This is a genomic window from Paenibacillus physcomitrellae (assembly GCF_002240225.1).
GTDB classification, from domain to species: domain Bacteria; phylum Bacillota; class Bacilli; order Paenibacillales; family Paenibacillaceae; genus Fontibacillus; species Fontibacillus physcomitrellae.
Map to the genome: position 1 here is coordinate 3,566,773 of NZ_CP022584.1, position 26,745 is coordinate 3,593,517.

At 52.3% G+C, this 26,745-nt stretch carries 28 protein-coding genes and 1 riboswitch; of the genes, 16 read left to right on the plus strand and 12 right to left on the minus strand.

Annotated elements, in window-relative coordinates; translation table 11 throughout:
* Window positions 1-24 precede the first annotated feature (24 nt).
* Window positions 25-1,611: an extracellular solute-binding protein gene (locus CBE73_RS16005; protein ID WP_094095071.1), complete on the minus strand. Its 1,587-nt coding sequence runs from the start codon at window positions 1,609-1,611 to the stop codon at window positions 25-27.
* A gap of 202 nt (window positions 1,612-1,813) precedes the next feature.
* Window positions 1,814-4,054 (minus strand): helix-turn-helix domain-containing protein, encoded by a 2,241-nt coding sequence (locus tag CBE73_RS16010; RefSeq protein ID WP_157739599.1) that lies wholly within the window; start codon window positions 4,052-4,054, stop codon window positions 1,814-1,816.
* A 232-nt stretch (window positions 4,055-4,286) separates the two neighbouring features.
* Between CBE73_RS16010 and CBE73_RS16015 the strand changes: the two genes are divergently transcribed.
* From CBE73_RS16015 to CBE73_RS16025, 3 genes are all read left to right on the plus strand, one after another.
* Window positions 4,287-4,616 (plus strand): thioredoxin family protein, encoded by a 330-nt coding sequence (locus CBE73_RS16015; protein WP_094095073.1) that lies wholly within the window; start codon window positions 4,287-4,289, stop codon window positions 4,614-4,616.
* A 107-nt stretch (window positions 4,617-4,723) separates the two neighbouring features.
* Window positions 4,724-5,302 (plus strand): nitroreductase family protein, encoded by a 579-nt coding sequence (locus tag CBE73_RS16020; RefSeq protein ID WP_094095074.1) that lies wholly within the window; start codon window positions 4,724-4,726, stop codon window positions 5,300-5,302.
* Window positions 5,303-5,436: 134 nt separating this feature from the next.
* Window positions 5,437-6,543 carry an acyltransferase gene (locus CBE73_RS16025; RefSeq protein WP_094095075.1) on the plus strand — a complete coding sequence of 369 codons (1,107 nt, stop codon included), beginning with the start codon at window positions 5,437-5,439 and terminating at the stop codon, window positions 6,541-6,543.
* Between the two features lie 125 nt (window positions 6,544-6,668).
* Here CBE73_RS16025 and CBE73_RS16030 read toward each other — a convergent pair whose 3' ends face one another.
* Together CBE73_RS16030 and CBE73_RS16035 are read right to left on the minus strand one after the other, a co-directional pair.
* Window positions 6,669-8,369, minus strand: a complete 1,701-nt coding sequence (locus CBE73_RS16030; RefSeq protein ID WP_094095076.1) for a glycoside hydrolase family 13 protein — start codon at window positions 8,367-8,369, stop codon at window positions 6,669-6,671.
* Window positions 8,370-8,452: 83 nt separating this feature from the next.
* Entirely contained in the window at window positions 8,453-10,315 is a 1,863-nt protein-coding gene (locus CBE73_RS16035; protein ID WP_094095077.1) for an alpha-glycosidase, read from the minus strand.
* Between the two features lie 212 nt (window positions 10,316-10,527).
* On the opposite strand from CBE73_RS16035, the gene CBE73_RS16040 reads away from it, so the two are divergent.
* Together CBE73_RS16040 and CBE73_RS16045 are read left to right on the plus strand one after the other, a co-directional pair.
* The gene (locus tag CBE73_RS16040) at window positions 10,528-10,962 is read left to right on the plus strand and encodes an NfeD family protein (RefSeq protein WP_094095078.1); all 435 of its coding nucleotides are present in this window, start codon (window positions 10,528-10,530) and stop codon (window positions 10,960-10,962) included.
* Entirely contained in the window at window positions 10,962-11,891 is a 930-nt protein-coding gene (locus CBE73_RS16045) for an SPFH domain-containing protein (RefSeq protein ID WP_094095079.1), read from the plus strand. The genes CBE73_RS16040 and CBE73_RS16045 overlap by 1 nt, the downstream gene beginning before the upstream one ends.
* Window positions 11,892-12,211: 320 nt before the next feature.
* Here the strand turns inward: CBE73_RS16045 and CBE73_RS16050 are convergent, their stop codons facing one another.
* Window positions 12,212-12,898 carry a PspA/IM30 family protein gene (locus CBE73_RS16050; RefSeq protein WP_094095080.1) on the minus strand — a complete coding sequence of 229 codons (687 nt, stop codon included), beginning with the start codon at window positions 12,896-12,898 and terminating at the stop codon, window positions 12,212-12,214.
* 54 nt (window positions 12,899-12,952) lie between these two features.
* Window positions 12,953-13,180: a PspC domain-containing protein gene (locus CBE73_RS16055; RefSeq protein WP_094095081.1), complete on the minus strand. Its 228-nt coding sequence runs from the start codon at window positions 13,178-13,180 to the stop codon at window positions 12,953-12,955.
* 337 nt (window positions 13,181-13,517) lie between these two features.
* Between CBE73_RS16055 and CBE73_RS16060 the strand changes: the two genes are divergently transcribed.
* A complete protein-coding gene (locus tag CBE73_RS16060) occupies window positions 13,518-14,072 on the plus strand; it encodes a flavodoxin family protein (protein ID WP_094096354.1) in 555 nt (184 codons plus the stop codon).
* 98 nt (window positions 14,073-14,170) lie between these two features.
* On the opposite strand, the gene CBE73_RS16065 is transcribed toward CBE73_RS16060, so the two are convergent.
* Window positions 14,171-14,893 (minus strand): YcnI family copper-binding membrane protein, encoded by a 723-nt coding sequence (locus CBE73_RS16065; protein WP_094095082.1) that lies wholly within the window; start codon window positions 14,891-14,893, stop codon window positions 14,171-14,173.
* A 154-nt stretch (window positions 14,894-15,047) separates the two neighbouring features.
* Window positions 15,048-16,703, minus strand: coding sequence for a copper resistance protein CopC (locus CBE73_RS16070; RefSeq protein ID WP_094095083.1), 1,656 nt, complete (start codon window positions 16,701-16,703; stop codon window positions 15,048-15,050).
* A 266-nt stretch (window positions 16,704-16,969) separates the two neighbouring features.
* On the opposite strand from CBE73_RS16070, the gene CBE73_RS16075 reads away from it, so the two are divergent.
* The 8 genes from CBE73_RS16075 (at window position 16,970) to CBE73_RS16115 (ending at window position 23,109) form a co-directional block, all read left to right on the plus strand.
* Window positions 16,970-17,383 carry a metal-sensitive transcriptional regulator gene (locus CBE73_RS16075; RefSeq protein ID WP_094095084.1) on the plus strand — a complete coding sequence of 138 codons (414 nt, stop codon included), beginning with the start codon at window positions 16,970-16,972 and terminating at the stop codon, window positions 17,381-17,383.
* A 26-nt stretch (window positions 17,384-17,409) separates the two neighbouring features.
* Entirely contained in the window at window positions 17,410-17,616 is a 207-nt protein-coding gene (locus CBE73_RS16080) for a copper ion binding protein (RefSeq protein ID WP_094095085.1), read from the plus strand.
* A gap of 176 nt (window positions 17,617-17,792) precedes the next feature.
* Window positions 17,793-17,906: riboswitch (TPP riboswitch) on the plus strand.
* 112 nt (window positions 17,907-18,018) lie between these two features.
* On the plus strand, window positions 18,019-19,116 hold the full coding sequence (locus CBE73_RS16085; RefSeq protein ID WP_373286350.1) for an ABC transporter substrate-binding protein: 1,098 nt from the start codon (window positions 18,019-18,021) through the stop codon (window positions 19,114-19,116).
* Between the two features lie 678 nt (window positions 19,117-19,794).
* Window positions 19,795-20,088 carry an MTH1187 family thiamine-binding protein gene (locus tag CBE73_RS16095; protein WP_094095087.1) on the plus strand — a complete coding sequence of 98 codons (294 nt, stop codon included), beginning with the start codon at window positions 19,795-19,797 and terminating at the stop codon, window positions 20,086-20,088.
* Window positions 20,085-20,861 carry an ABC transporter permease gene (locus tag CBE73_RS16100; RefSeq protein ID WP_094095088.1) on the plus strand — a complete coding sequence of 259 codons (777 nt, stop codon included), beginning with the start codon at window positions 20,085-20,087 and terminating at the stop codon, window positions 20,859-20,861. The genes CBE73_RS16095 and CBE73_RS16100 overlap by 4 nt, the downstream gene beginning before the upstream one ends.
* A 162-nt stretch (window positions 20,862-21,023) precedes the next feature.
* Window positions 21,024-21,338 carry a hypothetical protein gene (locus CBE73_RS16105; RefSeq protein ID WP_094095089.1) on the plus strand — a complete coding sequence of 105 codons (315 nt, stop codon included), beginning with the start codon at window positions 21,024-21,026 and terminating at the stop codon, window positions 21,336-21,338.
* Window positions 21,339-21,382: 44 nt separating this feature from the next.
* Window positions 21,383-22,291 carry an ABC transporter ATP-binding protein gene (locus CBE73_RS16110; protein WP_229752576.1) on the plus strand — a complete coding sequence of 303 codons (909 nt, stop codon included), beginning with the start codon at window positions 21,383-21,385 and terminating at the stop codon, window positions 22,289-22,291.
* Window positions 22,288-23,109, plus strand: a complete 822-nt coding sequence (locus tag CBE73_RS16115; RefSeq protein WP_229752577.1) for a TatD family hydrolase — start codon at window positions 22,288-22,290, stop codon at window positions 23,107-23,109. Before CBE73_RS16110 ends, CBE73_RS16115 begins: the two co-directional genes overlap by 4 nt.
* Window positions 23,110-23,231: 122 nt before the next feature.
* On the opposite strand, the gene CBE73_RS16120 is transcribed toward CBE73_RS16115, so the two are convergent.
* From CBE73_RS16120 to CBE73_RS22215, 4 genes are all read right to left on the minus strand, one after another.
* Complete coding sequence (locus CBE73_RS16120) at window positions 23,232-24,026, minus strand: (2Fe-2S)-binding protein (RefSeq protein ID WP_094095090.1); 795 nt, start codon at window positions 24,024-24,026, stop codon at window positions 23,232-23,234.
* Between the two features lie 178 nt (window positions 24,027-24,204).
* The gene (locus CBE73_RS16125) at window positions 24,205-24,747 is read right to left on the minus strand and encodes a DUF2062 domain-containing protein (RefSeq protein ID WP_094095091.1); all 543 of its coding nucleotides are present in this window, start codon (window positions 24,745-24,747) and stop codon (window positions 24,205-24,207) included.
* A gap of 90 nt (window positions 24,748-24,837) precedes the next feature.
* Entirely contained in the window at window positions 24,838-25,590 is a 753-nt protein-coding gene (gene nfsA, locus CBE73_RS16130) for an oxygen-insensitive NADPH nitroreductase (RefSeq protein WP_094095092.1), read from the minus strand.
* Between the two features lie 160 nt (window positions 25,591-25,750).
* Window positions 25,751-26,080, minus strand: a complete 330-nt coding sequence (locus CBE73_RS22215) for a hypothetical protein (protein ID WP_174704752.1) — start codon at window positions 26,078-26,080, stop codon at window positions 25,751-25,753.
* A 95-nt stretch (window positions 26,081-26,175) separates the two neighbouring features.
* Here CBE73_RS22215 and CBE73_RS16135 point away from each other — a divergent pair, with 95 nt between their 5' ends.
* Window positions 26,176-26,376, plus strand: coding sequence for a cold-shock protein (locus tag CBE73_RS16135; protein WP_068699733.1), 201 nt, complete (start codon window positions 26,176-26,178; stop codon window positions 26,374-26,376).
* 77 nt (window positions 26,377-26,453) lie between these two features.
* Window positions 26,454-26,690, plus strand: a complete 237-nt coding sequence (locus CBE73_RS16140) for a cold-shock protein (RefSeq protein ID WP_094095093.1) — start codon at window positions 26,454-26,456, stop codon at window positions 26,688-26,690.
* Window positions 26,691-26,745 lie beyond the last annotated feature (55 nt).

Below are 26,745 nucleotides of genomic sequence, written 5' to 3' on the forward strand. Positions count from 1 at the left end.
ATTAGTTAAGGCTAAGCTGTGAGATTATTGCGCCATTGCCTTGAAAGCTTCGGTGCGTTCTTTGAGAATGGCGTCGCCGCCGCTGGCCATATAGTCTTTAAGAAGACCGTCATAAACTTTGTTGAAATCGGCAGGTTTAGCCATGACGCTTTTGACGATAAGCTCGTCATATTTATCTCGCAGTGTTGGCATAAATTTGTTCTCCGCCTCGATCGGCGTGGTGAAATTGGCGTAACGGATCGTATCGGTTAGCGACATCCGATAAGCATCGATCACATTTTGCCGGAATTGCTCAGGCACCGCCGCAGCAGCTGCAGCCCAGTTCTTCTCGTTGCTGCCGAAGTCCTCGCCTTGCGTAATCATCACAATATCGTTGGAGTTAAACATTCGTTTGTTGGTTTCCACTGATTGGTTGCGCTGCGGCAAACCGTCTACCAGCGTGTAATCTTCACCTTCGATGCCGTTCATCAGCGTAAAGAGAACATCCGGCTGAGCCATCCAGTCGAGGTATTTGATCGCTTCGACACCGCGTTTGCTGGAAGCCGGAATCATCAGGAAGAAACCTGTAGGATCATATTCCGGTTTCAGGTGTTTGCCGGCATTGTTGGTATAAGGGTCGACAGGGACCAAATTTGCGTTCGGAACGTTTTGGGTCAACACCTTGGCAATGCCGGGATTGTCCGCATAAGCGTTGCCGAGGTTATCGCTGAACATGCCGACTTTTCCGTTCATAACGTCCTGAAAGACCTGCTTTTCATCTTTATCCAGTGCAAAGTCGGGACTTATCAGGCCTTCGTTGTAGAGCTTGTTCAGAAACTTCACCGCGTCTTTATGTCCGGGAAGCAGCAGCGGATAACCCAGATTCTCCGACAGGGTGTAGCGCTGTTCATCCGTAAGGCCGTCTTGAATGAAAGACCAGACAATCGGTTCGATGGAGGCCGGGGTCAGGGATAAGCCGAGCGGAATGACTTTGCCTCCCGTTTGTCCGGGATCTTTCTCTTTAAAAGCTTTCAGCGTCTCATACACCTGATCCGTTGTTTGCGGCATCGGCAGTCCAAGCTTGTCCAGCCAGTCCTTACGGATCAGGTTCTCATATTTGCCAGTGTTGACGCGGCGTCCAGGAATCGAATATTGTACGCCGTCTACTTTGCCGACCTCCAGGGCATCACCCAAATACTGTTTGAGATTAGAACCATACTGGTCAATCAGCGAGTCGAGCTCAAGAAGTCCACCGTCTTTGGCATAACCATAAGGGGTTAAAACGTTGGTGCTGGCGAATACAATGTCCGGAGCGTCTCCGCTGGTCATCATGACGTTGACTTTGTCGGTGGCGTCGTTACGCGGAATCGGAACAAACTCTACTTTAATGTTGTTGGGATCGCCGAAGTTCTGCTGAACGTAGTCCGTCCAATAGTTGTCCGTAGCCGTATAACCCGCAGGCGCATTGCCGCGGTCAAAGATACCGACCTTTAAGGTCACCTGCTTGCCCGCATCTGCGGGCGCCGCGCCAGCTGCGGCAGATGTTTCGTTTCCGCTTCCGGACGAACACCCGCCGAGCAAGCCGATAGCCAAAGTGGCCAACAATGCGTAGCTCAACGCTCTTTTTCTCATAACCCTTTCTTCACCTCGCCATAAAATTTGGATTTGCAACTACGTTATAGCCTGTTTGAGTGAGGCGAGACAATTTACAACTTTCCGCAGCCTATACAAAAGAGCAGAAATGGCGCCGGAGGGGCGCCATTGAGGCCGATAAACCTTATTCAGTTAGCATACAAAAAGCCAAACACGGCCGGGTTTAGGGGCATTTGGCTTATTAGACAGGGTCGGCCTGACCCCGTGCAGTCTGCATCCGTTTGCGGTAATCACCGGGAGACATGCCGACCATTTTCTTAAATATTCTTCCAAAGGAAATGACATGTTCATAACCAACCAGCCGCGCAATTTCACTTATCGATTCATTGGTTTCCCGCAGCAGCTTCTGCGCTTGATCCATCCGCAGCCCGATCAGGAAATCGACAAATTTGACCTCAAATTCTTCCTTGAACAATTGGCTGGCATATTTCCCGTTAATACCGAAGCGGTCGCTGATGGATTTCAGGGACAGATCGTAGTCGGCAAAATGATCTTCAATATATGTTTTGACCTCGTAAATCAGGCGATCTTTGCTTCTGGACTCCAGCATAACGTTATATTGCTCGTACAGCTGATCCAGCAGCTCGCTGAACAACGACCGGATTTCAGGGGTTTCTTCCATTTCTTTGAGCGCTTCGCTCATCCGGGGGTGGGTAACCGAATGCCAATATTCATTGATCGTAGGCGAGGTATCCTCCATCTCCCGCGCAAAGCGGTGCGTCAAATAGTTGAAGAGGAGCTGGATTTCTTCGTTTTTCAGCAATTGGTCCTCCAGAAGATCGAAGATCCGGGAAAAATCGTTTCTCCATTCCATCTGCTGAATCCGGAAATGGTGAACCAAATCTTCTACCCACTTGAAATAAAGCGGGTTAATAGATTCCTCCAGCTCTTTCATCTCCTGGTGAACGAGAATTCGGTTGCGTCCCGCCGTCATTTTATATTGCAGGGCGGTCAAAGCCTCCTCAAAGGATTTTTTAATAAAAGGAAGTTCAGGTACCAGAGATCCAATCCCTATAGTGGTGGTGAAGAACAGTTTGTCTTCGGCCAGGATACGGAGCTGATCCAATGACTGGATCACACTTTGCATACGATCGCCATGCCCGTCCGGCTCCGGTTTAACAAGTGGGGGAAGCTCGATCAGCAAGACTAGCCTGTCGGCAGAAATCCAGTCCAGACAAACCGTTCTTAACGCAGGATCCGGCCATTCGGCGGCCATTTGTTCAAGCCGTTGTTTGGAGCTGATCATGCTCTGGCGGTCTTGGCGCAGCAAAGGAACATATTTATCAATCTCTAGAATAACGATGATCAGGTCGCTGTGCTCCGGCAGATTAAACAAGGAAAGGTAAGTCTGCCATTCCTCGGCTGGAACGAGGTTTTCATAATCCTGCAGCTCGCTAAAGAATTGCTTCTGCCTGTACTGTAGATTCTCGGCTTCCTTGAGGTCTATTTGATTCATTCGAATCAGCATATCGTCAAAGGCCTGCTCCAGAATGGCAAATTCGTCATGCCCCGGCATCTTGGGCTCCTGGTGGTAGGAAGAAACCCGCCGAACGATATGTTCAATCGGCCGGTAGCTTCGGCGAGTGACATAAAGAAAACCCGCAACGATGACAGCCAGGGATATCACAATAATTGTTAAGGGAATCAAGGACAACAGGGCGGCTTGTCCGAATAAGTTCTCATTGGCTGTGCCACTTAAAAAATTCCAGTCCATATAATTGGAGTACAATCGGGTAAACAGCTTGGAATGGCTGCTTTCTGGTCCGGTTGAATAGACGGGGTGTCCCTTGGCGTCTGAAATACTCATGAAACTTTGAGAATGGCTTTTGAGCTTATCGGCTGCGGTCAGCAGCTGATCTGCTTTTACATTCAGGATAATCCAGCCTTCGGTGCCTACCTTTTGGACCATAGATAGGATTCGTTCAGGAGGATCGATTAACGGAAATTCGCTATAAGAACGAAGGGATGACCAGCGGGACTTGGGAGGATCATTTTGCAGAAGCCGTACAAAGCTGCGATCGTTAAATCGGGATAGGTCGGTGATATAACTGTCCGTGAGCACAGCCTGGTCTTTGCTCCGATAGAAGTAGACAGAATGGATCAAAGGGTTGTTTCGAAGTTTATCCAGTTCCTTTGAGGCGTTATAATTGGTCAGGCTGCTTCCGCTTCCATTCGCGTTAAAAAAGTCGCTGATCGCTGTATTCTTAACCATCTGCTCGGCCAGTGTGCGCTCCACATTCTTTAAGGACGTGGTCATGCTGTCAACGACCTGGCTGGCGTAGGCATGGTTTGATTTCTTGATATCCTCAATCAGATCGCTGTAAGTGATAATGAAAGTGATGCAAATAATGGCAGCTCCAAAGATGCACAGGATGGCTAAATGAGAAAGGAACATTTGCTTCAACCATTTTTTATTACGCATTGTAATCTCATCCCTCCATAACGCTATCGGTAAAAGTCGGATTATCTTGGAAAGGGTTGAATCAAGCTTGTTTTTGTCCATCTTACTTGATTTGTGTTATCGCAGTGTTTCACCTGATCAAGTGTCTGTGGTAAAATCCAGAATACAAACACGGGCCGGTAATAGGCCAAGTCATCACAAGACAAGAAGTAAAATCAAGAAAGAAGCAGACTCAAGAAAGGAGTCGATTCGCATGCCGCTGAAGGAAATTACGGAACAGGAGCTGCTGCAAAGCCTAGATCATAATCAGGAGCGCCAGGCCGTGCTGTTCTTCACCCCGATGTGCGGAACGTGCCAGGTAGGCGAACGAATGCTGGAGGTTGTGGAGGCTACGGGACGAAGTGTTCCTCTTTATAAGCTGAACATCAATTATGCGCCGAAGCTGCGGGAGCAGTGGAGGATCGAAAGTGTGCCGGGCGTGGCGGTCATGCAGGGCGGGGAGCTGCTGCATAAGGAATATGCGATGCGTTCGGTTGATCATTTGTTTGAATTTGTGCGGCGGGATAAGCTGTATCCGGTTTGATGAAAGCGCTCAGCAGGTTTAAAATAAACGGTATTCGTATGCACCATCTGTCCTGCAGCTAGGCAGGATTCATCTATCATATTTCCATAGGGAAGGGAAGATCAGATATGAACATCTTTGAAGCAATCCGCACTCGGCGCAGCATTGGTAAAGTAACGGGGGAAGCCGTTTCCAAGGAATTGATTGAACGTATTCTGGAAGCCGGAACCTGGGCGCCGAACCATCGCCGGACGGAACCCTGGCAGTTTTTCGTTATGAGAGGAGAGGGGCGTAAGAAGCTGGCGAAGGCTTTGGCTGAAATCGCCAGACAGGAAGCTGGAGAGATTAGCGCAGAGCAGGCAGCGGAGCTGCTGTCCAAAGCGGAAGAGAAAGTGAAACGGGCCCCGGTTGTAATCGGAGTAGCCGTTCAGCCGTCCGATAAACCGGGCGTAGTGGAACTGGAGGAATATGCGGCGGTAGCCGCGGCAATCCAGAATATGCTGCTGGAGATCCACGGGCTGAACCTGGCGGCCGTCTGGAGAACCGGCGAGCAGGCTTATCATCCGGTGATGAACCAGACCTTTGGTTTGGGAGACAAAGGGAAAATGCTCGGCTTCTTATATATCGGCTACCCTGCCGTTAAAGAGCTTCCGGAAGGCAAACGCACATCCATAGAAGAGAAAACCGTTTGGATCGATAATGCCTAATGGATTGACGGTCAGACTGGACAACTGCTTGAAACGCTTGGCAGCCTCACAATGTGGGTAAAGATTTAAGTAAAGTTTGACAGCTCACCAAATAAACTACAGCTAAGAACGACTGCCGAAAGAAGTGATTTCAAGTGAATGTGACCCAACCGGGGGCTAAACATAAGACAAAACCAAGGATAGAAAGTCTGGACATTTACCGGGCCATTGCTATTCTGGCTGTGGTGATGATTCATGTCACCTCGAATCCGGTTGTCCGGATGCAGCAGGTGCCGGGCAGCGGGCTGACGATTTTTTACGAGTTCTGGAACAAGCTCAGCCAGTTCGCCGTTCCGGCTTTTATTTTTCTGAGCGGACTGGTTCTGTTCTATAATTATGCTGATCCAGAGCGGCAGAGAAGCGGCTGGGTGCTAGGCTTTTACAAGAAACGCCTGCTGTACATCTTTGTGCCTTACGCGGTGTGGTCTTTTATCTATTTTCTGATGAAGCAGGGGAGGCAGTGGAATCATCCCCTTGCAGACTGGAAGACGTTCCTGATCCATCTGCTGACGGGCAACAACTATGAACACTTGTATTATTTCCTGATCCTGATCCAGTTCTATGTGCTGTTTCCGCCGCTGCTGGCGGTGCTTCGCTATCAGGCGGCGGTACGCTGGCTGATCCCGTTTGCGGTTGTGTTCCAGACCGGCTTCTATTTCCTGAATAACAAGGTGCTGCACTGGACGTCAGGGGATTTGTTTGCGAGTTATTTCCTGCTGTTCGCCTTAGGGGCAAGTTTTGGCTTAAAGTATGAGCGGGCCATGGAGCTGCTCCGGAAGTGGGCCTGGCTGGTGCTGCCGCTGTTTGTATTAATCGGGCTTTGCTTTGTATTCGCAGGAAGGATTTATTATGATTGGGTTCCGCAGCTGCTGCCTTACAAAGCCGTGTTGAACTTCGCCATTTATTATCTATTTACGGCAGTGGCGAGCTTTTCTTTGCTGCTGATCGCAAGGGCGCTGTTCCTGAGGTGGCAAAACGGCTGGCCGGTCCGGCTTCTATCAAGCTTCGGCGCTGCTTCCTTCGCCATCTTCCTGGTGCACCCGCTCCTGCTGTATTATTGGCGGCTGGCCGTCGTGGGGCGGCATGGTGAATATTATCACTATCTGACCTGGCTTGGCGGAGCAGTTGTGTTCCTGGTCTCCTGGGCTTTCTACCTGCTGCTGCGCAGATGGAGATGGAGCCAATACGTGATTGGACGCTGATAGCAGAAATAAGTGAAGGAACTTTTAATGGCAATAGCACTCATTCGATTAATAAAATAGTTAGATCAAACCGCCTGAAGATTTCTTCAGGCGGTTTTTAATAAGAAGTATAAAATTAGGTTTAACTAACGGGTCAGCAGTTTGGTTCTATCTATTCCCCCTTTAATCCGGTATACCCGCGCTTCGTAAGGACGGAGCGGAACATCCGCCCGGCCTTCGGCTGGATAGTTGCCGATGAGGAGCGTTTTTCCGGCTGGATTCAGGTCCTCCGGCAGTTCAAATGACGCTTCTTCAGCTGAAAAATTCAGCAGCACCAGCCACTGCTCCCCTTCCAGCGTACGGGTGTAAGCATAGATCTGCTCGTTGTTTGGAAGAAGAGGCGTATAGTCGCCGTAAACCATGATCGGATTCTCTTTGCGGAGGGTGATCAGGCGTTTGTAATAATGAAAAATCGAATCCTTATCGGCCAGCGCCTGCTCGGCGTTGATCTCCGTGTAGTTCGGATTCACCTTGATCCACGGCGTTCCGGTCGTAAACCCGGCGTTCGCTTCGCTGCTCCACTGCATCGGCGTACGGGCATTGTCCCGGCCTTTGGCATGGATGGCCTTGAGAATCTTGGCGTGATCTTCGCCTCCGTCGGTTACTTTTTCCTTATACATGTTATGGATCTCAATGTCCCTGTAGTCTTCCAGCTTCTCGAAACTTACGTTGGTCATGCCTAGCTCCTCGCCCTGGTAGATATACGGGGTTCCCTTCAGGGTATGGAGAAGCGTAGCCAGCATCTTCGCGGATGGTACGCGGTATTCGCCGTCATTGCCGAAACGGGATACCATCCGCGGCTGGTCATGGTTGTTCAGGTACAGACTGTTCCAGCCTTCCTCCGCCAGGCCCAGCTGCCATTTGTCCAGCACCTCGCGCAGCTGTGGCAGTGTCCATTCGGCCACATCCCACTTGCCTCCGGGACCGGAATCCACATTCATATGCTCAAACTGGAACACCATCTGCAGCTCTTCACGGTCTTCGGCCGTGTATTTCTTCGCTTCCTCTACGGTGACGCCCGGCATTTCCCCAACCGTCATGATCGAATATTTGGACAGCACCTCGCTGTTCATTTCGTGCAAATATTCATGGATGTGCGGCCCGTTGATGTAATAGCGGCCGCCGTCAGCCAGTGGGGCCGTGCCGTTCGAAGGCAGCCCTTCAGCCTTGGAGATCACGTTAATGACGTCCATCCGAAAGCCGTCTACGCCTTTATCTAGCCAAAATTTCATCATGTGGTAGATTGAGGAGCGCAGCTTCGGATTTTCCCAGTTCAAGTCCGGCTGCTTTCGGGAGAACAGATGCAGATAATATTCGTCCGTCGTTTCGTCGTACTGCCAGGCCGAGCCGCTGAAGAAAGAGGCCCAGTTGTTGGGCGGAGTACCGTCCGGATTGCCTTTCCGCCAAATGTAATAATCGCGGTAAGGGTTATCTTTGGAAGACCGGGACTGGGCGAACCACGGATGCTCATCCGAGGAATGGTTCACGACCAGGTCCATCATCAGCTTGATGCCGCGGCTGTGCAGGCCCTCCAGCAGCTCTTCCCAGTCGGCCATCGTGCCGAATTCGTCCATAATATCGTAATAATCGCTGATGTCGTAGCCGTTGTCGTCATTCGGGGATTTGTAAACCGGGGAGATCCAAACGACGTCAATCCCCAGTTCTTTTAAATAATCCAGCTTGGATGTAATGCCTTTCAGATCGCCGATCCCGTCGCCATTGCTGTCTTTAAAGCTGCGCGGATAGATTTGGTAGACGACGGCTTCTTTCCAGAAAGTGCGTTTCATTTCTGCGATTCCTCCTGTTAATCAAGGTTGGAGCCCGCTCCTGTGAGTGAAATGGAAGAGCATTGCCCGCTCGGATTACAGGGTTAATTCGGCTGCCCTGCGGCAAACAGGGCAAACCCGTAAGCGGGAAGCGTGATGGTTTGCCGGTCTTCTGCCTGTTCAAGGCGTACGGCTTCCGAAGCCAAAAGCTGGGTCCAGGGAAGGGAGCCTGGAGAGGTTCCAGCGGAGGTTCCGGCGGTTCCTTGGGTTCCGGCTCCGGCAAGGCCGGCGCTTATCCCTGTGCTTGTCTCTGCGGCCTTTGCAGGCAATTCCAGGGTCTGCGCTTTATCTGAATTATTAACCAGCACCACGACACGGTCATGGTTCAGCCTGCGTTCGTAAGCCAGCAATGTGCCGTTATCCTCTTCGCTGCTGCCGGACGATCCCTTAAAACGGATGCTGCCCGTCCTCAAAGCCGGGTGGGCTTTGCGAATCGCGATAAGCGCCTTGTAAAAATCAAACAGCTCCCGGTCCTGCTGCTCCGGCTCCCACGGCATACATTTACGGCAGTCCGGATCTGGCCCGCCGTCCAAGCCGTATTCATCGCCGTAGTAAATACACGGTGTTCCGCTGTAAGTGAACTGGATTACGGCCGCCAGCTTCATTTTGGCCTTGCTGCCTTCGCACATCGTGAGCAGGCGCGGGGTGTCGTGGCTGTCCAGCAGGTTGAAGAGAACTTCATTGGCCTGGCGGGGATAACGGGACAGCTGCATCTGGATCGCGCTCGCAAGCTCGCTGGCGTTCAGCGTGCCGCGCGCCACAAAGTCCAGCACTGCGTCAGTAAAAGGATAGTTCATGACGGCGTCGAACTGGTCGCCCTGCAGCCAAGGCGAGGCTTCATGCCAGATTTCGCCGAGAATATAGGCGTCCGGGTTGATCGCCTTGACCCGGCGGCGGAATTCGCGCCAGAAGTGGTGGTCCACTTCATTGGCGATATCCAGCCGCCAGCCGTCGATGCCGATTTCCCGGATCCAGTATTCAGCTGTTCCGAGCAGGTACTCTTTTACCTCCGGATTTTCCGTATTCAGCTTCGGCATATGCTTCTCAAAGCTGAACGTATCGTAATTGGGGCGGCCGTCCTTGTCGGTCAGCGGAAATTCGTGAATATGGAACCAATCTTTATATTTGGATTGTTCGCCTCTCTCAAGCACATCCACGAACGGGTCGAAGGTCCGCCCGGCATGATTAAACACGGCATCCAGCAGCACGCGGATGCCGCGGTCGTGGCAAAGCTGGACCAGCTCCTTGAGTTTTTCGGCGTCGCCGAAATGCGGGTCGATTTTCCGGTAGTCCTCAGTGTCGTATTTGTGGTTGGTAGCAGCTGCAAAGATCGGCGTGAAATAGATGGCCGTAATGCCGAGCTCGGACAAATGATCCAGATGGTCGATGACGCCCTGAAGATCCCCGCCGAAATAATTGTCGACCTCCGGTTTGCCGCCCCAAGGCTGCACGTTCTCAGGATCGTTGCCCGGGTCGCCGTTCGCAAACCGCTCGGGAAAGATTTGATAGAACACGGCATCCTTTACCCAGGCCGGCGTCTTGAAGACGTCAACAGGGTTGATAAACGGAAAGTCATATAACCGGTCAGGCTTACCTGGCCGTTCGGTGTGGAAATCATTTTCCGTCATCCACATGGATTCATGGCCGTCCTGAAGCAGAAATCCGTATTTTAATCTTCGGAAGGGCGGCTTCACTTCGCATTCCCAATAGTCGAATCTCTTGTCGGACAGAACAAGCTTCATCGGTACAAGCTCCTCCGTTTGATCCCAGGCGTATTTATCGCCGACCCAGGCGTGGACCTCGGTCATATCGCCTTTTCTCGTACGCAGCCTGAGGTGGAGCGTATAGTCGTCATAGGCGTAAGCCCAGTTCATTTTTGGACGGTGATAGACAGCTTCGAGCAGCATCGAATTCCTCCCAGCATGGATTTGAATAAGGACTTGCGCAGCGAAAAACAATAACAGAACAAGGATAGGATTTCCAATCAGGTCTCCGTAAATTCCGTGGTTCTGCCTGCAATCCGCAGAAAAACACAACAATTACAAGAAATGTGATACCTAAACCTTTGTCATCCGTATATACTTAATATAATGCTGAATAAAGGTGGTGAATCTGCCCTATGCATATGTGGACGATCTGGTTGATCGCAGCAGGCGTGCTGTTAGTGCTGGAAATGTTTACGCTTACGTTCTATTTGCTGTGGATCTGTCTGGGGGCGGTCGCGGCGCTGCTGATTTCGCTTGTGCTGCCCGATGCGATTCTTTTGCAGGTGCTTGCCGGCTGTATAGTGGCTCTTGTGTTAACCGTCTTTACCAAACCGTTGTCTCGCAGAATCCGGACTTCCCGGGGATTTCAGGATGCGGGCACCGAGCTGATCGGACGGCAGGGCATTGTTGTCGAACCGATTGAACCGGGGCATTACGGCATCGTCAAAATCGGCGGCGATACGTGGAGCGCTACCGCTTCGGTATCTCTGGGGAAAGATGAACGCGTGAGGGTTATGAAGATGAGCAGTACAAGAATTGAAGTTGAGAAATGGGAGGAGATTCTTTAATGCAGTGGGTTGTTATCGTTGTAATTCTGGTGGTCGTCATCGCCTTCATCGCGCTGACAGTGAAGGTTGTACCGCAGCAGCGGGTAGGCGTTGTAGAGCGTCTCGGTAAATTCAACCGTTTGCTGAGCCCGGGCCTTAATATCCTTATTCCGGTTATTGATCAAGTAAGGATCTATCACGATTTGCGGATCCAGCAGGCCAACGTGCCGCCGCAGACGGTTATCACGAAGGATAATGTTCAAGTGCAGATTGACTCGATCATTTTCTACCAGGTCGTGAATCCGGAGCAGGCGACTTACGGGATTTCCGATTATGTCTACGGTGTGCGCAATATCTCCACGGCTACCATGCGTCAAATCATCGGTAAGCTGGAGCTGGACGAAACGTTGTCCGGCCGGGAGAAAATCTCCAACGAAATCCGTATCGCGCTGGACGAAGCCACTGAGAAGTGGGGCGTCCGCATCGAACGGGTGGAGGTCATCGACATCCAGCCGCCGACCGACATTCAGGAAGCGATGGACAAACAAATGAAAGCCGAGCGGAACAAACGGGCGATCGTGCTGGAAGCGGAAGCTGCCAAGCAGGATATGATCCTGCGCGCTGAAGGGGATAAGCAAAGTAAAATCCTCAAAGCCGAAGGCGACAAGGAAGCGCGCATCCGCGAAGCGGAAGGTCTGCGTCAGGCGCAGGAGCTGGAGGCGCTCGGTCAGGCGAAGGCGATCGAAGCCGTAGCGGCCGCCGAGAAGCAGCGGATCGAGCTGATCCGCAGCGCAGGCCTGGACGAAGCGGTGCTGGCTTACCGCTCCTTCGAAGCGCTTGAAGAGGTGGCCAAAGGCCCGGCTAACAAAGTGTTTATCCCGTCGAACGCGGTGGAGACGCTGGGCAGCCTTGGCGCACTGGGCGAGCTGTTTAAAGACAAGAAAGCTTGATTATCGTCAGCCTTTGATTTGAAAAAAGGGCCCCACCCCTTCAACATCCTCCTGTACTCCAAGCGGAGTGCAAGGAGGATTTTCTTTATGCAGGGCTTCTTCGCCGTTAAGGGACAACAGGTAAAAGCCCGGTAAGGGGGTTCTTGACCGGGCTTTTGTAAGGCCAGCAAGCCGCTTCGCCGGCTTGCTGGTTTCTTGCTATAGCTAAGTTGGCAGCTCAGCATTTCTTTTTCGGGATGGAGCGTATGTGTCTGCATCTGCATCTGCATCCGGTATTTCAGCTTGTTAGCTCCAGTCTTCCAACCGGCAGCGCTACTCCTTTACTCCGGAGCGTTTCCTTTGTCCTCGGCAGCTTGGGATGGAGTGCCGCCCTGAGTCCGGCCCTGCAGCCGGGCCAGTTCCTCATCAACCCGGCTGGAGTAGGCCGGATTGCCGGCGTAAGGACTGCTGGCGGCGGCAGAAGCTTCCCAGCCGTTGATCTTCTCTTCCATACGCTCGAAGCCGCGCGCGGCTGAGCCGGTGTCAAGGCCGCGGCTGAATTGCGGGTGAGCCGAGGCTTTCAGCTCAGAGGCTTTGCGGGCGCGTTCCGCAAGCTCCTCGCGTTTCTTTTTCAGACGCTCCAGCTCCTCTTTGCCCATGTCCAGCTGTGTTTCCAGCTCAGCAACCCGGTGCTGAACCCGGTCTTCCTCGGCCGTCAGATGGGAAACCTGCTCCGTATAATGAAGTTTGGCTTCAATCGCTCTGCGGGCGGTCAACTCATCGCCATCAGTAATAGCCTGGAGTGCGAGATGCTCTTTCAATGTGATTTGACGCTGGGCATCCTCACGTTTGGCCTGCAGGATCCGGGCGGAGGTTTTGGCGGCATTCAGTTCGTTGCTTGCGTCATCCAGTTCTTCCTCCAGGTTGCGCAGATACTGGCCGGTCATGACGACCGGATCCTCTAGCTTGTTCAGGGCTTCGTGCAAGGTGGCTTTTGTAATATTGGAAATACGTTCAAATAAACTCATGTTCATCTCTCCTCAGTATGGTTTTAATAGTAAATGGTTCGCGCTAAAACTTCTTTAGTATTTCGAAGAGTAGGAATCATCGATGTCATACCAGCTGATGGGCTCATCCGGCACAATCAGGCTGGCGATCAGGTAAATCGCCACAACGGCGCCGAAGCTGCAGAAAGCGGCGATCACAACGGCCAGCCGAATGATCGTAGCGTCAAACCCGAGCCACTGGGCCAGTCCTCCGCACAATCCCGAAATCTTCTTGTTTTTCCTGGAACGGTACAATTTACTCATTCCTGCACTCACTCGCTTTCTCGTTCATTTGTTATGTTTTTATCTTAGTCTTTTTGAACCTTCTTCAAAACGGCCCGCAGACGGTTTGTGGACTGGACCTTGGTCGGGGAGCAGCTCGGTCCCGGAGACGGGGAAACATCCGGGAGGCCCGGACTATTTGCGGAAAGATAGTCTGAAAATAAGGGATTTACCGTATAACAATAAAAGGGCATTACCAGGGTATGTAAGGTCAGGGGAAGGAAAGTTAAAGAAGGTTAGCCGGAGAGTGAAGGATAAGAAAAGAAAAGGGAAAAGGGAAAAGGGAAAAGAAAAAGGAAACGGAAAAGGAGTGACTTTCATGAGCATAGTGGTCATTAACGGAAGCGGCAGGGAGGGCGGCAATACGGAGACGCTCACCCGGCTTGCGCTTGAAGGGCTTGAATTTAAGGAGATCGTGCTGCGCGAGAAACAAATTCTGCCGATTGTCGACCAGCGTCATACGCCCGGCGGCTTTGACCCTGTGAATGATGATTATGATGCGGTGATTCAGGATATGCTGGCGGCCGATGTGCTTATTTTTGTATCTCCTATTTATTGGTACAACGTGACAGGCCTGGTGAAAAATTTGTTCGACCGCTGGTCCCAATCCCTGCGCGATCCGAGATTTACTGATTTCAAAGAGAAGATGGCGAAGAAGAAAGCTTATGCCATTGTGGTGGGCGGAGACAACCCGCGCATTAAAGCCCTGCCGATGATTCAGCAGCTGAAATACACGTTTGATTTTGTCGGTTTGCCGTTTGAGGGGTATGTGCTGGGTCAGGCTTCCAAACCCGGCGATATCCAGAATGACCGGCGGGCTTTGGCAGAAGCCGCTTGGCTGAATGACCAGCTGAAGGCTCTGGTGAACGTCTAAGGCAGTTAATTAGAATAGCGAAAAAGAAAAGGCAGATCCTGAGGCACAGAGCAGCGAAAAGCTTCGCTTCTCCGAACCCGGGATCTGCCTTGTTTGGATTAAGCCTTGCGGCGGCCGTTCTGAACGGCGAACCATAAAGCGGCCAGTGATACGAGCAGGGCGACAATCGTAATGATCAGCGTCACCGTCTGCATGACGCTGCTGGAAGAACTGCTTGCAGTAGCGGCCGTATCCGTGCCAGCGTTCGCACTCGTGTTATCCCCGGCGGCAGCGGCTCCGGAAGCGTTCCCGGCTGCTGCGTCATGGCCGTGACCGGCGTCAGCAGCGGCTGCACCGCCGGCAGCCGAAGTGATTTTGGTGATGGAATGCGGGGTATCCGCACCTTCCTCGCCTGTCCACTCGACGACCGAGTCGTCGCTGTAATATTGGAAGGCGTCCCAAGCCAGATCGCCGTCGGCAGCGGGATTCTTCACTACAAAGCTGAACTGCTGGAATTGTCCCGGTTCAATACCGTTTCCGCTTTCGGCTTCCCAGGTAATCGTCTTGATCTTCCCGCTGTCATCCTTGTTTGTAGTTGTCTTCCAGCCTGGAACGGGCTGATATTGCTCCAGCTCGGCCTGCTCGGGTACCTTGAGGGCGACCTTTACCGTAGGAAGGTCTTTTTCAGTAGGTACTTTCATGGTGTAGGTCTCCCAGGCCCCCGGAGCGGACTCGGTCGGTTTGACGGTAACGTGGGCGCTGGCGATTCCGGCGAACAGCAGGGCCCCGGTCAGGGCGGTCGACAGGATGGAGGCGAAACGCAATGATTTTTTCAGTGACATGTCAGAAAATCCCCTTTACAGAACAAAATAGTGGCCGTCCGGCAGGAGAGTCAGATTAGCTGAACTAGCCGTGCTGGTCGGACGAGCTGGACTAACTGGGCTAACTGGGTTAACTGGACGAGCTGAACGAGCTGTACTAAATGGACGAGCCGGCTTATGGAGCGCCAGCCTCAAACGTGAAGCTTCCGTCATACGTATCCAGCGATTTCAGCAGTACGTGGTATTCAGCGCGCCAGCGGCCCGGCATAAGGAGCGAAGCATCGCCTTCCAATTGGCTGGCATCGGTTAAGGTGACCTCTTCCTCCATATTGGACATTTCCATACAGATTAATTTAATCGTGATTTGCTGGACTTCGGCTGGTTGGCCATTGACATCCGTGACGGTAGCTTTGAAATGGTTATCGCCGACTACAGCGGGCGTTACGTCGATCAAAGTTGTATAGCCTGATTTTGCCGTCTCCGAATGCTCGTAAGGCCCGCCTTTTGGCGCTCCCGGGGACAGGTTGGTCAACACTGCAGCGAGAATCAGGGCGGCAATCCCGGCAGCCCATTCGAGCTTAACCGCGCGTCCGAGACGGCGTTTAGCCCGTCCTTTGAGGAAGTTAACCAGCGCAAAAGAGAGCATGACCAGCATAATCGCCGCTTTAGCGATCAGAATCCAGCCGTAAGCCGTGTCAAACAGGGCGTTTAGATCAGGTAAATAAATGATGCTGCCGTAAAGGCCGCTGAACAGCAGCACAACAGCGCTGATCGATCCGGTATCCGTAAAACGTCTTACCGTTTCAGGAGCAAGCGTGCCGCTCTCATCCCGGGCGGCGGCTTTCGGCAGGACAAAAGCCATCACTAGCAGGCCGCCGACCCAAACTGCGGCAGCACTCAGATGCAGGAAGTCCGCCGCGCTGGCGGCCAGGCGGGACGGGGCGGTTGCCGGGTGCCCGATCATGGCCTTCATGGCAGCGATGGCCGCTGCATTAAGCAAAGCCAGAAAGCCATACATCCGGCGGCGTTTCACATAGTCCTGTGACCATAACGCGTAAACCAGAAAGGCCAGCGGGAGCAGCAGCAGGGTCTCCACCCACCAAATGGTGCCGAATAAGCCGTCCTTGAGGGTTTCGCGGAACCATTCACCCTGCCACAGCGTGATCCAGTTCGCACCGGTCTCCAGCCGGATTTGCAGAGGCAGACTGAGCAGGATGCCAAGTGCGGTCAGAATCGAACCGGTCAGCAGAAGCAGCCGGAAGCTGCGCATCTCGAAAGCCTCAGCGCGGAAGGCACGCGGGAACAGCCACAGCGGAAAAGCCAGGCTGCCCGCAAGCAGCATAAGCCCGCCGTACAAGAGCCAGCGGATGATTACCTGGTCGGCGCCGGGAGCTCCGCCTGCGGTCAAATCACCAGCTGCCAAAGCTGCCGCGGCGTCGCCTGCCGAAGCTCCTACAGCGAAAGGAACCGTACCGGAGATCGGGTGGCCGTCGCTGGAGATCACTCGCCATCTGGCGACGTAGACGCCTTCAGGCAGATCCTTCTCGAGCTTCACTGACAAGCCGGCGGGATTATCCGCGTCGATGGCGGGTTCCCCGCTGCTGACCTTCTGCCCTTTATCATTCAGGACGCTGAGCGCAAAGAAGGAAGGGTCGATGGCTTCGTTAAACAGCAAGTGTACCCCGGTTGGCGCTGTCTGCAAGGCCTGTCCGGAAGCGGGTTCGGATTTGATGATATAAGCATGGGCAAAGCTTGCCGCCGGGACGAGCAGCTGGAACAGGAAAAATAGAAGAAAGGCGGCAAACGCGCCGGATATATATTTTTTTGGCATAAGATTACCTACTCTCTCGGAACTCGTGTTTGTTCAATTTAACACGGAGCTCCAGACAAATCATGACCATATCGGGCTATGAACAATTTAAAATTTGAAAGACCTGTGTCGATCCTGTGAAAGATGGGCAGATACGTGAGGCTGCGGGGATGCAAATGTTAAAAAACTAACCTTATTTCTGTATGCCCTAACAGCTAGCGGGTTTAAACCAGCTATTTTCAAACTTGTTTTATATAGGGGGTGGGGGTATAATAGGGGTGTTAGCAATGAGTATACAAGAACATATTGAAGTGGAGCGTTCATTTTTTTATAAGGAAGTGAAGTCTGTGGCGCAAAGTAGCGGAGGTCATCCGCATGAAGAACAGCAAAGCTGCCATAACGGAGCGGACAAGAAGCCGGCCGAGCGGCGCAGTCACCATTCGGAGGAGATGAAAGGCAGGATTGTTGCCCGTCTGAACCGGATCGAGGGCCAGATTCGCGGCGTGAAAGGCATGATCGAGAAGGATACGTACTGCGACGATGTGCTGAACCAGATTGCGGCGATTCAATCCGCGCTGAACGGCGTCGGCAAGCTGCTGCTGGAAGGCCATATGAAGAGCTGCATCGTTGAACGCATTCAGGAAGGCGAAACCGAGGTTTTGGATGAGCTGATTGTTACGATTAATAAATTGATGAAATAACAACATTTAAGGGAGGATTTTTGACAATGAAAACAGTTACCCTGCAAGTAGAAGGCATGTCCTGCAACCACTGCGTGAAGGCGGTAGAAGGCGCGGTTCAAGAGGCTGGAGCGACAGGCAAAGTGGATCTGGCGGCCAAAAAAGTCGACGTTACTTATGATGACAGCAAACTGGATCTGGCAAAAATCAAGGAAGCCATCGAAGATCAAGGCTACGACGTTGTGAACAGTTAATCCAACGTGGTCTAACCGTATGATCTGATCGGTATGATCTGATCGGCATGATCTAATCGCTTGGCTTCAAGGCTCTCGTATCTCCCTGTTTGCGGGGCGGGTACGGGAGTTTTTCCTATTGGCTATGGACAACATTTCGCCGATATGACTATAATATGGGTTGTATGACCCGCAATTTCATAGACATGGGGAGCTGGAAGAAGGCCGGCTGAGAGTGCGTCCCAGGAAAGACGCTGACCCTTATACCTGATCTGGATAATGCCAGCGTAGGAAGAGCTGTTGTCAATTTGTAGGACTTTCAATCATTTGACAGGATGCAGGCGCCCCGACCGGGCGCCTTTTTTGGCGTTAAATCCTAAGTTTCAGGAGCGGGAACCCATATCAAGAGGGAGCGAACAAGAAGTGAAAGCAAACAAGTTAGGAGCTTTGCTGCTGTCCGGAATGCTGCTGCTGGCAGCCGCGGGCTGCGGTTCAAATGGAGCAAGCGGAACAAACGGAGCCAATAAGGCCTCGGGCAGCCAGGAGCCGGCAAGCAGCGCTGCGGGTAATGCCTCCGGGAGCAATGGGGAAAGCTCGGCGCCGTCTACGGACGCCAAGGATTTGAAGGACATTAAAGTAGTGCTCGACTGGACGCCGAACACCAACCATACCGGCTTGTATGTGGCCCAGGAGCTTGGCTATTACAAAGAAGAAGGCCTGAACGTGCAAATCGTGCAGCCGGATGAAGGCGGAGCCGATGCGATGATCGCTTCCGATGCTGTGCCGTTTGGCATCAGCTATCAGGAAAGCATCACGCAGGCACAGACGCAGGGTGTGCCGCTGGTGTCGATTGCGGCGGTGATCCAGCACAACACCTCCGGTTTTGCTGCCCCGGCGGACCGGAACATCAAAGCGCCGAAGGATTTTGAAGGTAAACGTTACGGCGGCTGGGGTTCCCCGGTCGAAGAAGCGGTAATGAAATCCATCATGGACCTGCAAAATGCCGACGTAAACAAAGTGAAAATCATCAACATCGGCGACGCGGATTATTTCACGGCTGTGAAGCGTGATGTCGATTTTGCCTGGATCTACTACGCTTGGACCGGCATCGAAGCCGAGCTGCGCGGCGAGAAACTGGATATGCTGTATGTGAAGGACTATTCGAAGGATCTGGATTATTACACACCGGTCATCGCCACCAATGAAAAAGAGATTCAGCAAAACCCGGATCTGGTCAAAGCTTTTATGAAAGCCACTTCCAAAGGCTATGAATACGCCATCGCCCATCCGGACGAAGCGGCCGACATCCTGATCAAGGCAGCTCCGGACCTCGATCCGAAGCTGGTCAAAGCCAGCCAGGAATGGCTGAGCCCTCGCTACCAGGACGACGCCTCAAGATGGGGCGAGCAGAAGGAATCCGTCTGGACCGGCTACGCCAACTGGATGTACGAGCGCAAGCTGCTCGACAAACCTCTGGACGCTTCTAAAGCGTTCACGAACGACTTCCTGCCTGAATCTTAATTGAGGATGAGGAGCTTAGAGGAGTTAATAAGTCTGGGCCTAGTAGTCGACTAACCGATGCCAGTGACAAGGACCGTTCAGGAACAGGAGTTTAACTAGGTTAAGGTTTAATCGGATTAACAGAGCTTTGAAAAGCGTCGGAAGAAGAAGGTAAGAAGAGAGTAAGTAGCAAGAGTAAGGAACAAAGGAATAAAAGAACAAAGGGAAAACGAACTTAAAAGTAGAATTTAAGCAGTTCGTAAGCAGCACGTGTTAAAGATTAAAACAGGATCGAATTCAAACGATCCCTGTTCCCTTTTTACCAATCTCATAAAATGGGACAAATGAAGCCTATAACAGCACGGCGGGAACTTAGGAGATGCCCATGACAAAATAATGAGTCCAGCCAAACGTAACTGGCGGAGAGCCGAGTGATTCCGAAGAAGCGTAAGCGCCCGCCTGAAAGCTTTCCGAAGGAAAGCTGCATCGTAAGCATAGGCTGTTCCCGGATTTTATCGTATTAATAAAACTTTGAAGAAATCCGGGAACAACAGCGGTCGTAGGAACATTCGGATCGCAGCCCAGCGGAAGGACGTAACTCATTATAAATTTTCTCAGGCAGCTCCCCGGAGTTTCCAAAGGCCTCAACCCTTTATTTGTCCATTTTTCCCATTCCCATCTGAAAGCGAGGAATCCCTCATGACCAACGCACTTGTAAGCATTCAAATCATTCCGAAGACTCCAAACGGCGAAAGCGTCATTCCTTATGTGGACCGCGCCATTGAAGTCATTCAGAAGTCCGGCGTCAAACATCAGGTCAACGCGCTGGATACAACGATGGAAGGCGAATTGACCGAGCTATTGGACATCGTGCGCCAAATGAACGAAGCGGTTTATGAATTCGGCAGCGACAGCATCATTTCCCAGATCAAAATTCTGTACGGGCCGGACGGCGTCAGCATGGATAAATTAACGGAGAAATACCGTCCATGACCTCGGTCCGGGCCGTTTGGAAAAGCGTGTGGCCGCCCCTTGTGGCGGTCCTCTTGTTTTTACTGGCGTGGGAGGTTGCGGTCGACGTCTTTCATGTGGAAAAATGGATCCTTCCCAGTCCGTCCGATATCGGCCATGAGGCGGCAACTGGCGCTTCCGGCTTGTGGGAGCATACCAGAGCTACGCTTGCCTTGACGCTGAAAGGGTTTGCGGTAGGGTCGATTATTGGTCTGCTGGTGGCCGTGCTGCTGCACCGGATTCCTTTTGTGAAATCGGCGCTGTATCCGCTGCTGATCCTCAGCCAGAACGTGCCGACGATCGCGCTCGGTCCGCTGCTGATGATCTGGTTCGGGTTCGGCGTGCTGCCGAAGCTGATCCTGATTACGCTGGTCTGCTTTTTCCCGGTTGCTGTCGCGGCCATGGACGGGCTTGCCCGAACCGATCATGTGATGCGAAATTACATGGAGATGGCCGGGGCGACCAAGGGGCAGATTTTTCGGAAGCTGGAGTTTCCTTATGCGATTCCATCCATGCTGTCCGGTCTTAAAATTTCGGCTACCTACAGCGTAATGGGCGCAATCATTTCCGAATGGCTCGGCGCGGAGAAGGGCATCGGCTACTATATGAAAATGCAGAAATCCACGTTCCGGACGGACCGCGTATTTGTAGCGATTCTGATCATTGTGGTGATCAGCTTGGCGATGTTTGTGGCCGTGGCGATCGTGGAGCGCCTGCTGTCGCGATACAGCCCGCCGCGCCGGAAGGGCGGCTGATTTATGGGGCCTTTACCGGGACAGACAAGAATTGAGCCCAGGCGATGGATATTACTTCTTTTAACTTCTCCATTAGCGGTGATTCCGGAGGAATAAGTTCTGCTCAACCAAGGAGTATTTATTGTTAAGGATTCATAAGCGGGAGGAGGGGAATTAAACGAAATGTATTATGATGACGATGGAAGTTATTTGGAGGCTCTTCCGGATAAATTAAAAAATAGTAAATTACCCAAGGGTATTACGTGGTTTGAAGACCATGTACATTTCGATACATTAAGAGAAGCCTCTGAATGGGTACTATCTGATTCTTACAATAAAATAGGTCATGATTACAATGGATACATCTCAACTGATCCTAAGTTAGTCCATGCCCTTGTTTATGAATTAGTCAGACATAGAAGATACGAAGGGAAAGTACGCGTTTGGAATTGTGGCCTTAATGGAAAATACTATCATCTCTTATGGATAGAGCAATAAGTGTTAAATTAGCTATCAGTAAGTTAGGGAAGGAGGAGGCCAGGATGGAAGTAGAAAAACAAGAGGGGAAAGCCACCTTGGACAAACCGAGCATGGCCAGCGGAGCAGCCGCAGCAGGCAAAGCTGCCGTAACAGGCGGCAATACGTCAGACACGTCCGGCCGCCAGACCGCGCTGGAAGTGACCGGTTTAAGCAAAACCTACCCGGAAGGCAAATCGGCGGTGCAGGTGCTGGACAACATTAACCTGACAGTGGCTGAGGGCGAATTTGTATCCATCGTCGGACCCTCCGGCAGCGGAAAAAGCACGCTCTTCCACCTCATCGGCGGACTGACGCAGCCGGACGCCGGCCGGATCGCCCTGCGCGGCCGGGAGATCACAGGCGAACGCGGACATATCGCGTACGTTCCACAGCAGCCCGCGTTGTTCCCCTGGCGGACTACCCAGGACAATGTAGCGCTAGGGCTGGAGGTCGCGGGCACGCCGCTGCGCGAAGCGCGAACGCAGACGCGGGAATGGCTGGCCAAAGCCGGGCTTGCCGGCTATGAAGAGGCCTACCCGCATATGCTGTCCGGCGGCATGCAGCAGCGGGCGGCATTCCTGCGGGGGCTGCTCAGCCCGCAGGAGCTGATGGCGCTGGACGAACCGTTCAGCGCGCTCGACGCTTTGACGCGCAGCGACATGCAGCATTGGCTGCTGGAGCTGTGGGAGAAGAACCGCCGTTCGGTGCTGTTCATCACCCACAGCATTGAAGAGGCGCTGCTGTTGTCGGACCGGATTGTTTTGCTGTCCGGCCGGCCGGCCCGGGTACTGCATGAATTGACGGTTCCATTCTCTCGTCCTCGCTTGCCGGAGATCGCCGAAGAACCGGAATTCCTGCGTCTCCGCCGCGAGATGACAGAGCTGATGCGAAGCGAGCAGCGGAAAATGCAGGAGGGGAAGGCGGACTCATGAAAGCAGAGAAAGCAGAGGATCATAGCAAACGGATTCCTATGCTCGACGCGCATATTCACCTGGATCAATACAGCGACGGAGAGATTGATTCCATGCTGGCGGAAGCGGAGCGGGATGCCCTTCAAGGACTTGTCGCCGTGTCTATGAACCTGGAATCGTGCCAGCGTACCGAGAAGCTGGCTGCCCGGTATCCGGCGCTGGTGAAGCCGGCCTACGGGTATCATCCCGAGCAGCCGGTTCCTTCAGCGGAGGAGCTTGGCCGGCTGCTGGCCTGGACCCGCAAGCGCGCCGAACACATGACGGCTGTCGGAGAAGTCGGCCTGCCGTATTATTTGCGCCGCGAGAAAGAAGAGGCGGGCGAACCCTTTGAACTCCAGCCTTATATTGAAGTGCTGGAGCGTTTCCTAGCTTTGGCCGCCGAGCTGGACAAACCGGTGGTCCTGCATGCCGTTTACGAGGATGCAGATCTCGTCTGTGATCTGCTGGACAAATACGGCATCAAGCGGGCTCATTTTCACTGGTTCAAAGGGGCGGAGACTACCGTTCGCCGTATGGCGGACAGAGGATATTTCGTTTCTTTTACTCCGGACATCCTGTACGAGCCGGAAATCCGCCAATTGGCGCTGCTGTATCCGCCGGAGCAGATCATGGCCGAAACGGACGGGCCCTGGCCGTTTGAGGGTCCCTTTGAGGGACAGGCCACCCATCCGCGGATGGTTCATGAGGTCGCTGCAGCCTTGGCTGAACTGTACAGCTGGACCTGCGAGGAAGCGGCCGAGCTGCTGGAAGCGAACACCCGGCGTTTTTATCGAATTTAAGCATAAAGGGAACATGCTGCACAAAAAAAGGCCGACTCTAAACCGCTGGACTTGTCCGCGTCTAGAATCGGCCTTTATGCTTGTGAGGCCGTCAGTCTCTTTAGTCATGCCTGCATAACGTTTTATTTTCCGGCTTCAGCCAGCAGGACTTGTCTTCTCGCTTCCCGCTCCTCGGGCGGCATCTGCGGGCAGGTATAACATTTCATTCCGCCTTCGCGCCGGTCATACATGCAGCAGGAAGACTGCATCAGCCACTTTTCATCCGGATTGAGCGGATTCTCAACATACCGGGGATGATGGTTGTAAGGGTTCCGTCTCCGCCGGAACAACTCGGGAGCCATTTCAGCCAGCTGCCGGCTATCCTGCATAAAGCGTTCAGCAACATCCTTTCGCGGCTCGTTAGCGATCAGGAATTCCTTGACGTAGGACAGCTGCCCGCCGAACTGCTGCCAGATCGCATCCGGTTTCAAACCGGCGGTTACGGCGATTTGTTCTACAACGGGAGTGATGAAGGTTTCAAAATACGGCTCCCAATGCCGGGCCAGAAAAGCGGCGCGTCCATCAGATGGAATTTCCTCCGATACGACTTCTGTGATCCGGTATCCGAGATGGGCGTGATCGTCGTGCTGTTCTACCTGATAAACCAGCTGCTCCGGGGCAAGATGGATAAGCCGGTTGTACTGGGCGGCAAACAACAGCTGGATCAGGCTCAGTTTGCACAGGGAGGTTCCAACAAAAGAGGCCGGAAGGGCCAGTGAAGTGGCTTGAACCTGTTCTCCCGATAATTTTAGCGCCTCTTGCAGCGCCTGTTCTTCATACATACGTACAGCCGGAAGTTCATAGATCGGATGCTCGGCTCCTTCAGGCGAGACATGGAAATACATTTTCACGATGGAAAAATCGAACGCGGGTTCCATTTTCGCTGCTCCCCTCATCTTTATGGATGAATGTGCTTATACAAGTGATTATAACGCAAAATGATTAAAGGGATTAACCGTTTTAAAAACAACATCGCCGCCCGGAGAACGGACGGCGATGCATGGTTTGGGAAACTTTCTTAATTAAAGGAGATGACCGTCTGCCACAGCTTCCGGGTCAGCTCGACGCCGTCTCCGAAACGACGATTTTTTTTCTTCGTTTGGCCTGACGCCGTTTGTGATTCCGGTTGTGGAAGAACGTAATCACATAATAAGAGATAACCATGGACAGAATCCCGAAGACCGACATGCCGATCAAAATATGGAGTCCTCCATGCAAAATAGCCTTAACGGCCGAGAAGTCCCCTTGGAAAATATCCATAATCGAAGCTTCCTTGATCGTGCCGGATGCGGAAGAGGACGGATAAATCAGCTCGCCCAGCTTCTTGGCGAAAGGCATTAAAATAATGGGCAGAAAAGTCAGTTTCCCGACTACATTGCCGATGATCGCGGCCGGAACGGAACCCCCGGCGAGCTTGACGACGGGATAAAAAATCAAGTACACCAGACAAGCGCTCGAAATGACGATCATTTCAAGGCCGAAGCCGATGGAGAAGCCCAGTGAAATTTTCTTGACGCCGCCGGGCGTACGGAACAGGCGCAGAAAATTCAATTTAAAGGCTCTATATAGACGGTTTGGAAAACTTCTTTTGTTTCTCATCACTTCAAAACTCCTGTCCCCGATCACATGTGAGATCCTGTATGTCTAAATCTATTATATCACAAGCATCGGGTACACGTTAGCGGACGCTTATTCCATTTTGAAGCCGCGGTTGTTCAAATACTCGCGCATGTGCGGCCGGGACAGCGAGGTGATTTTGTCAGCCATCAGACGCGTCCAGGCCGTATCGCGGGCGCTGTTCGTCCGTTCGGAGATGTAGCGGACCATCGTTTCATCATAGGCGTCCAGATGGCTGTCCGCTTTCTCCTTATCGAAGCGGTCGACATGCAGCACGGCTTCAAGCGGCAGGCGCGGACGAATGACCGGCGTCTGATCGGGATAACCGAGGCACATGCCGAACACCGGGTAAACCAGCTCCGGCAGCTCCAGCAGCTCGCTGACTTCAGCAATCCGGTTGCGGATACCGCCGATATATACGATGCCAAGACCCAGTGATTCGGCTGCTACGGCCGCATTCTGGGCGGCGAGAGAGGCATCGACGGTGGCGATAATGAAATTTTCCGTCAAAGCTTCGTGTGACTCAAGCTCCGGCGTATATTTGCTTGCCGCATCCTTCAGGCGGTGCAGATCGGCGCACCAGACGAGGAATACCGGGCATTCTTCGACGTAGGCCTGATTGCCGCACAATTCGGCCAGCTTTCTTTTTCGTTCAGGATCGATGACGGCAACCACGCTGTATGCTTGCACATGGCTGGAGCTGGATGCCATCTGCCCGGCTGAAATGACCTGCTCCAGTACAGGGCGGTCAACAGGCTGGTCAGTATATTTGCGGATAGAACGGTGCTGCATCAGAAGATCGAGGGTCGGATTGGATGTATTCATCAGGATTAACCTCCATTCAAGATAAGGGTCCGTTTTCTTTGGATCAGATTCCCATTTTCAAGTCCATTAAACTACAAGGGAAGGCCGGAATGCAAACGACGATGCGACCCTAAATTCATGGTTCAATTGAGGAGCTGGAACAAAATCCGCATGTCTTTCCTCATGGTCCCAACGATGTTGTGCTGCAAATCATGTCTTCCCACATTGAAGTTACCCGGAACAGGGAAAGGGGAGTCAGGGTTTGGAAACCGCAGAACGGCTGTCCCCCTGTACCAAAAGCAGCGGCCTGGATCGCCGGGGGCATATTTTTTCCTTTTTTGCATAATCTATAGGGGGTGCGGAAAATTTGGATAGCTGAAGCCGTTTGCTTTTTTCTGCCAGAGGGGGTATAATGAATGTAATTGATAACGGTTTTAAAGCGATATTCACGTATTGAAAAGAGTGTCACTTTGAATGGAACTTTTTTCAATGTGTGAATTTTTTTTTGCATCGTCAGATGAATTTTTTGGCTCCCTTCGGGGGGATTCGGGTTCACTGCGGGGAATGAAAAGGAACATATTAATTTACTTTAGGAGGAATTCACCCATGGAAACTGGAACAGTTAAATGGTTTAACGCTGAGAAAGGCTTTGGTTTTATCGAAGTTGAAGGCGGAAGCGACGTATTCGTACACTTCAGCGCTATCACTGGCGAAGGATTCAAAACGCTTGACGAAGGTCAACGCGTTCAATTCGATATCGTTCAAGGCAACCGCGGTCCACAAGCCGACAACGTTGTTAAACTGTAAGAATAATGCCGGACTCTGCCCTTAACAGACAAGTTAAGGGCAGTTTTCTTTTTTTATTCTGAACTAGGAGGGAAAACATGAACTACCGTAAAAAAACGTTAGAAGAAATACCCCAGGAGCTTACGTCCATTTGGTCCTGTACGAGCGATGGCTGCAACGGCTGGATGAGGGATAACTTTGCGTTTGACTACACTCCCGTTTGTCCTTTATGCTCGGCATCCATGGAAAAGGGAACCAAGGTGCTTCCCCTTCTGGTCAATAACAACGGAAACATTAAGGATCTGAAGAAAGGCGTTAACATTCAGAATTCTTAATGACGGATTTTGGAGAATGAAAAAACCGCGGGCATGTTCATGCTCTGCGGCTTTT

Excerpts from the sequence above, each read along its gene's own strand:
- CBE73_RS16005 (WP_094095071.1), bottom strand. The coding sequence starts at position 1,611 with ATGAGAAAAAGAGCGTTGAGCTACGCATTGTTGGCCACTTTGGCTATC.
- CBE73_RS16010 (WP_157739599.1), bottom strand. The coding sequence starts at position 4,054 with ATGCGTAATAAAAAATGGTTGAAGCAAATGTTCCTTTCTCATTTAGCC.
- CBE73_RS16015 (WP_094095073.1), top strand. The coding sequence starts at position 4,287 with ATGCCGCTGAAGGAAATTACGGAACAGGAGCTGCTGCAAAGCCTAGAT.
- CBE73_RS16020 (WP_094095074.1), top strand. The coding sequence starts at position 4,724 with ATGAACATCTTTGAAGCAATCCGCACTCGGCGCAGCATTGGTAAAGTA.
- CBE73_RS16030 (WP_094095076.1), bottom strand. The coding sequence starts at position 8,369 with ATGAAACGCACTTTCTGGAAAGAAGCCGTCGTCTACCAAATCTATCCG.
- CBE73_RS16035 (WP_094095077.1), bottom strand. The coding sequence starts at position 10,315 with ATGCTGCTCGAAGCTGTCTATCACCGTCCAAAAATGAACTGGGCTTAC.
- CBE73_RS16040 (WP_094095078.1), top strand. The coding sequence starts at position 10,528 with ATGCATATGTGGACGATCTGGTTGATCGCAGCAGGCGTGCTGTTAGTG.
- CBE73_RS16045 (WP_094095079.1), top strand. The coding sequence starts at position 10,962 with ATGCAGTGGGTTGTTATCGTTGTAATTCTGGTGGTCGTCATCGCCTTC.
- CBE73_RS16050 (WP_094095080.1), bottom strand. The coding sequence starts at position 12,898 with ATGAGTTTATTTGAACGTATTTCCAATATTACAAAAGCCACCTTGCAC.
- CBE73_RS16055 (WP_094095081.1), bottom strand. The coding sequence starts at position 13,180 with ATGAGTAAATTGTACCGTTCCAGGAAAAACAAGAAGATTTCGGGATTG.
- CBE73_RS16060 (WP_094096354.1), top strand. The coding sequence starts at position 13,518 with ATGAGCATAGTGGTCATTAACGGAAGCGGCAGGGAGGGCGGCAATACG.
- CBE73_RS16065 (WP_094095082.1), bottom strand. The coding sequence starts at position 14,893 with ATGTCACTGAAAAAATCATTGCGTTTCGCCTCCATCCTGTCGACCGCC.
- CBE73_RS16070 (WP_094095083.1), bottom strand. The coding sequence starts at position 16,703 with ATGCCAAAAAAATATATATCCGGCGCGTTTGCCGCCTTTCTTCTATTT.
- CBE73_RS16075 (WP_094095084.1), top strand. The coding sequence starts at position 16,970 with ATGAGTATACAAGAACATATTGAAGTGGAGCGTTCATTTTTTTATAAG.
- CBE73_RS16080 (WP_094095085.1), top strand. The coding sequence starts at position 17,410 with ATGAAAACAGTTACCCTGCAAGTAGAAGGCATGTCCTGCAACCACTGC.
- CBE73_RS16095 (WP_094095087.1), top strand. The coding sequence starts at position 19,795 with ATGACCAACGCACTTGTAAGCATTCAAATCATTCCGAAGACTCCAAAC.
- CBE73_RS16100 (WP_094095088.1), top strand. The coding sequence starts at position 20,085 with ATGACCTCGGTCCGGGCCGTTTGGAAAAGCGTGTGGCCGCCCCTTGTG.
- CBE73_RS16105 (WP_094095089.1), top strand. The coding sequence starts at position 21,024 with ATGTATTATGATGACGATGGAAGTTATTTGGAGGCTCTTCCGGATAAA.
- CBE73_RS16110 (WP_229752576.1), top strand. The coding sequence starts at position 21,383 with ATGGAAGTAGAAAAACAAGAGGGGAAAGCCACCTTGGACAAACCGAGC.
- CBE73_RS16115 (WP_229752577.1), top strand. The coding sequence starts at position 22,288 with ATGAAAGCAGAGAAAGCAGAGGATCATAGCAAACGGATTCCTATGCTC.
- CBE73_RS16120 (WP_094095090.1), bottom strand. The coding sequence starts at position 24,026 with ATGGAACCCGCGTTCGATTTTTCCATCGTGAAAATGTATTTCCATGTC.
- CBE73_RS16125 (WP_094095091.1), bottom strand. The coding sequence starts at position 24,747 with ATGAGAAACAAAAGAAGTTTTCCAAACCGTCTATATAGAGCCTTTAAA.
- nfsA (WP_094095092.1), bottom strand. The coding sequence starts at position 25,590 with ATGAATACATCCAATCCGACCCTCGATCTTCTGATGCAGCACCGTTCT.
- CBE73_RS22215 (WP_174704752.1), bottom strand. The coding sequence starts at position 26,080 with ATGCAAAAAAAAATTCACACATTGAAAAAAGTTCCATTCAAAGTGACA.
- CBE73_RS16135 (WP_068699733.1), top strand. The coding sequence starts at position 26,176 with ATGGAAACTGGAACAGTTAAATGGTTTAACGCTGAGAAAGGCTTTGGT.
- CBE73_RS16140 (WP_094095093.1), top strand. The coding sequence starts at position 26,454 with ATGAACTACCGTAAAAAAACGTTAGAAGAAATACCCCAGGAGCTTACG.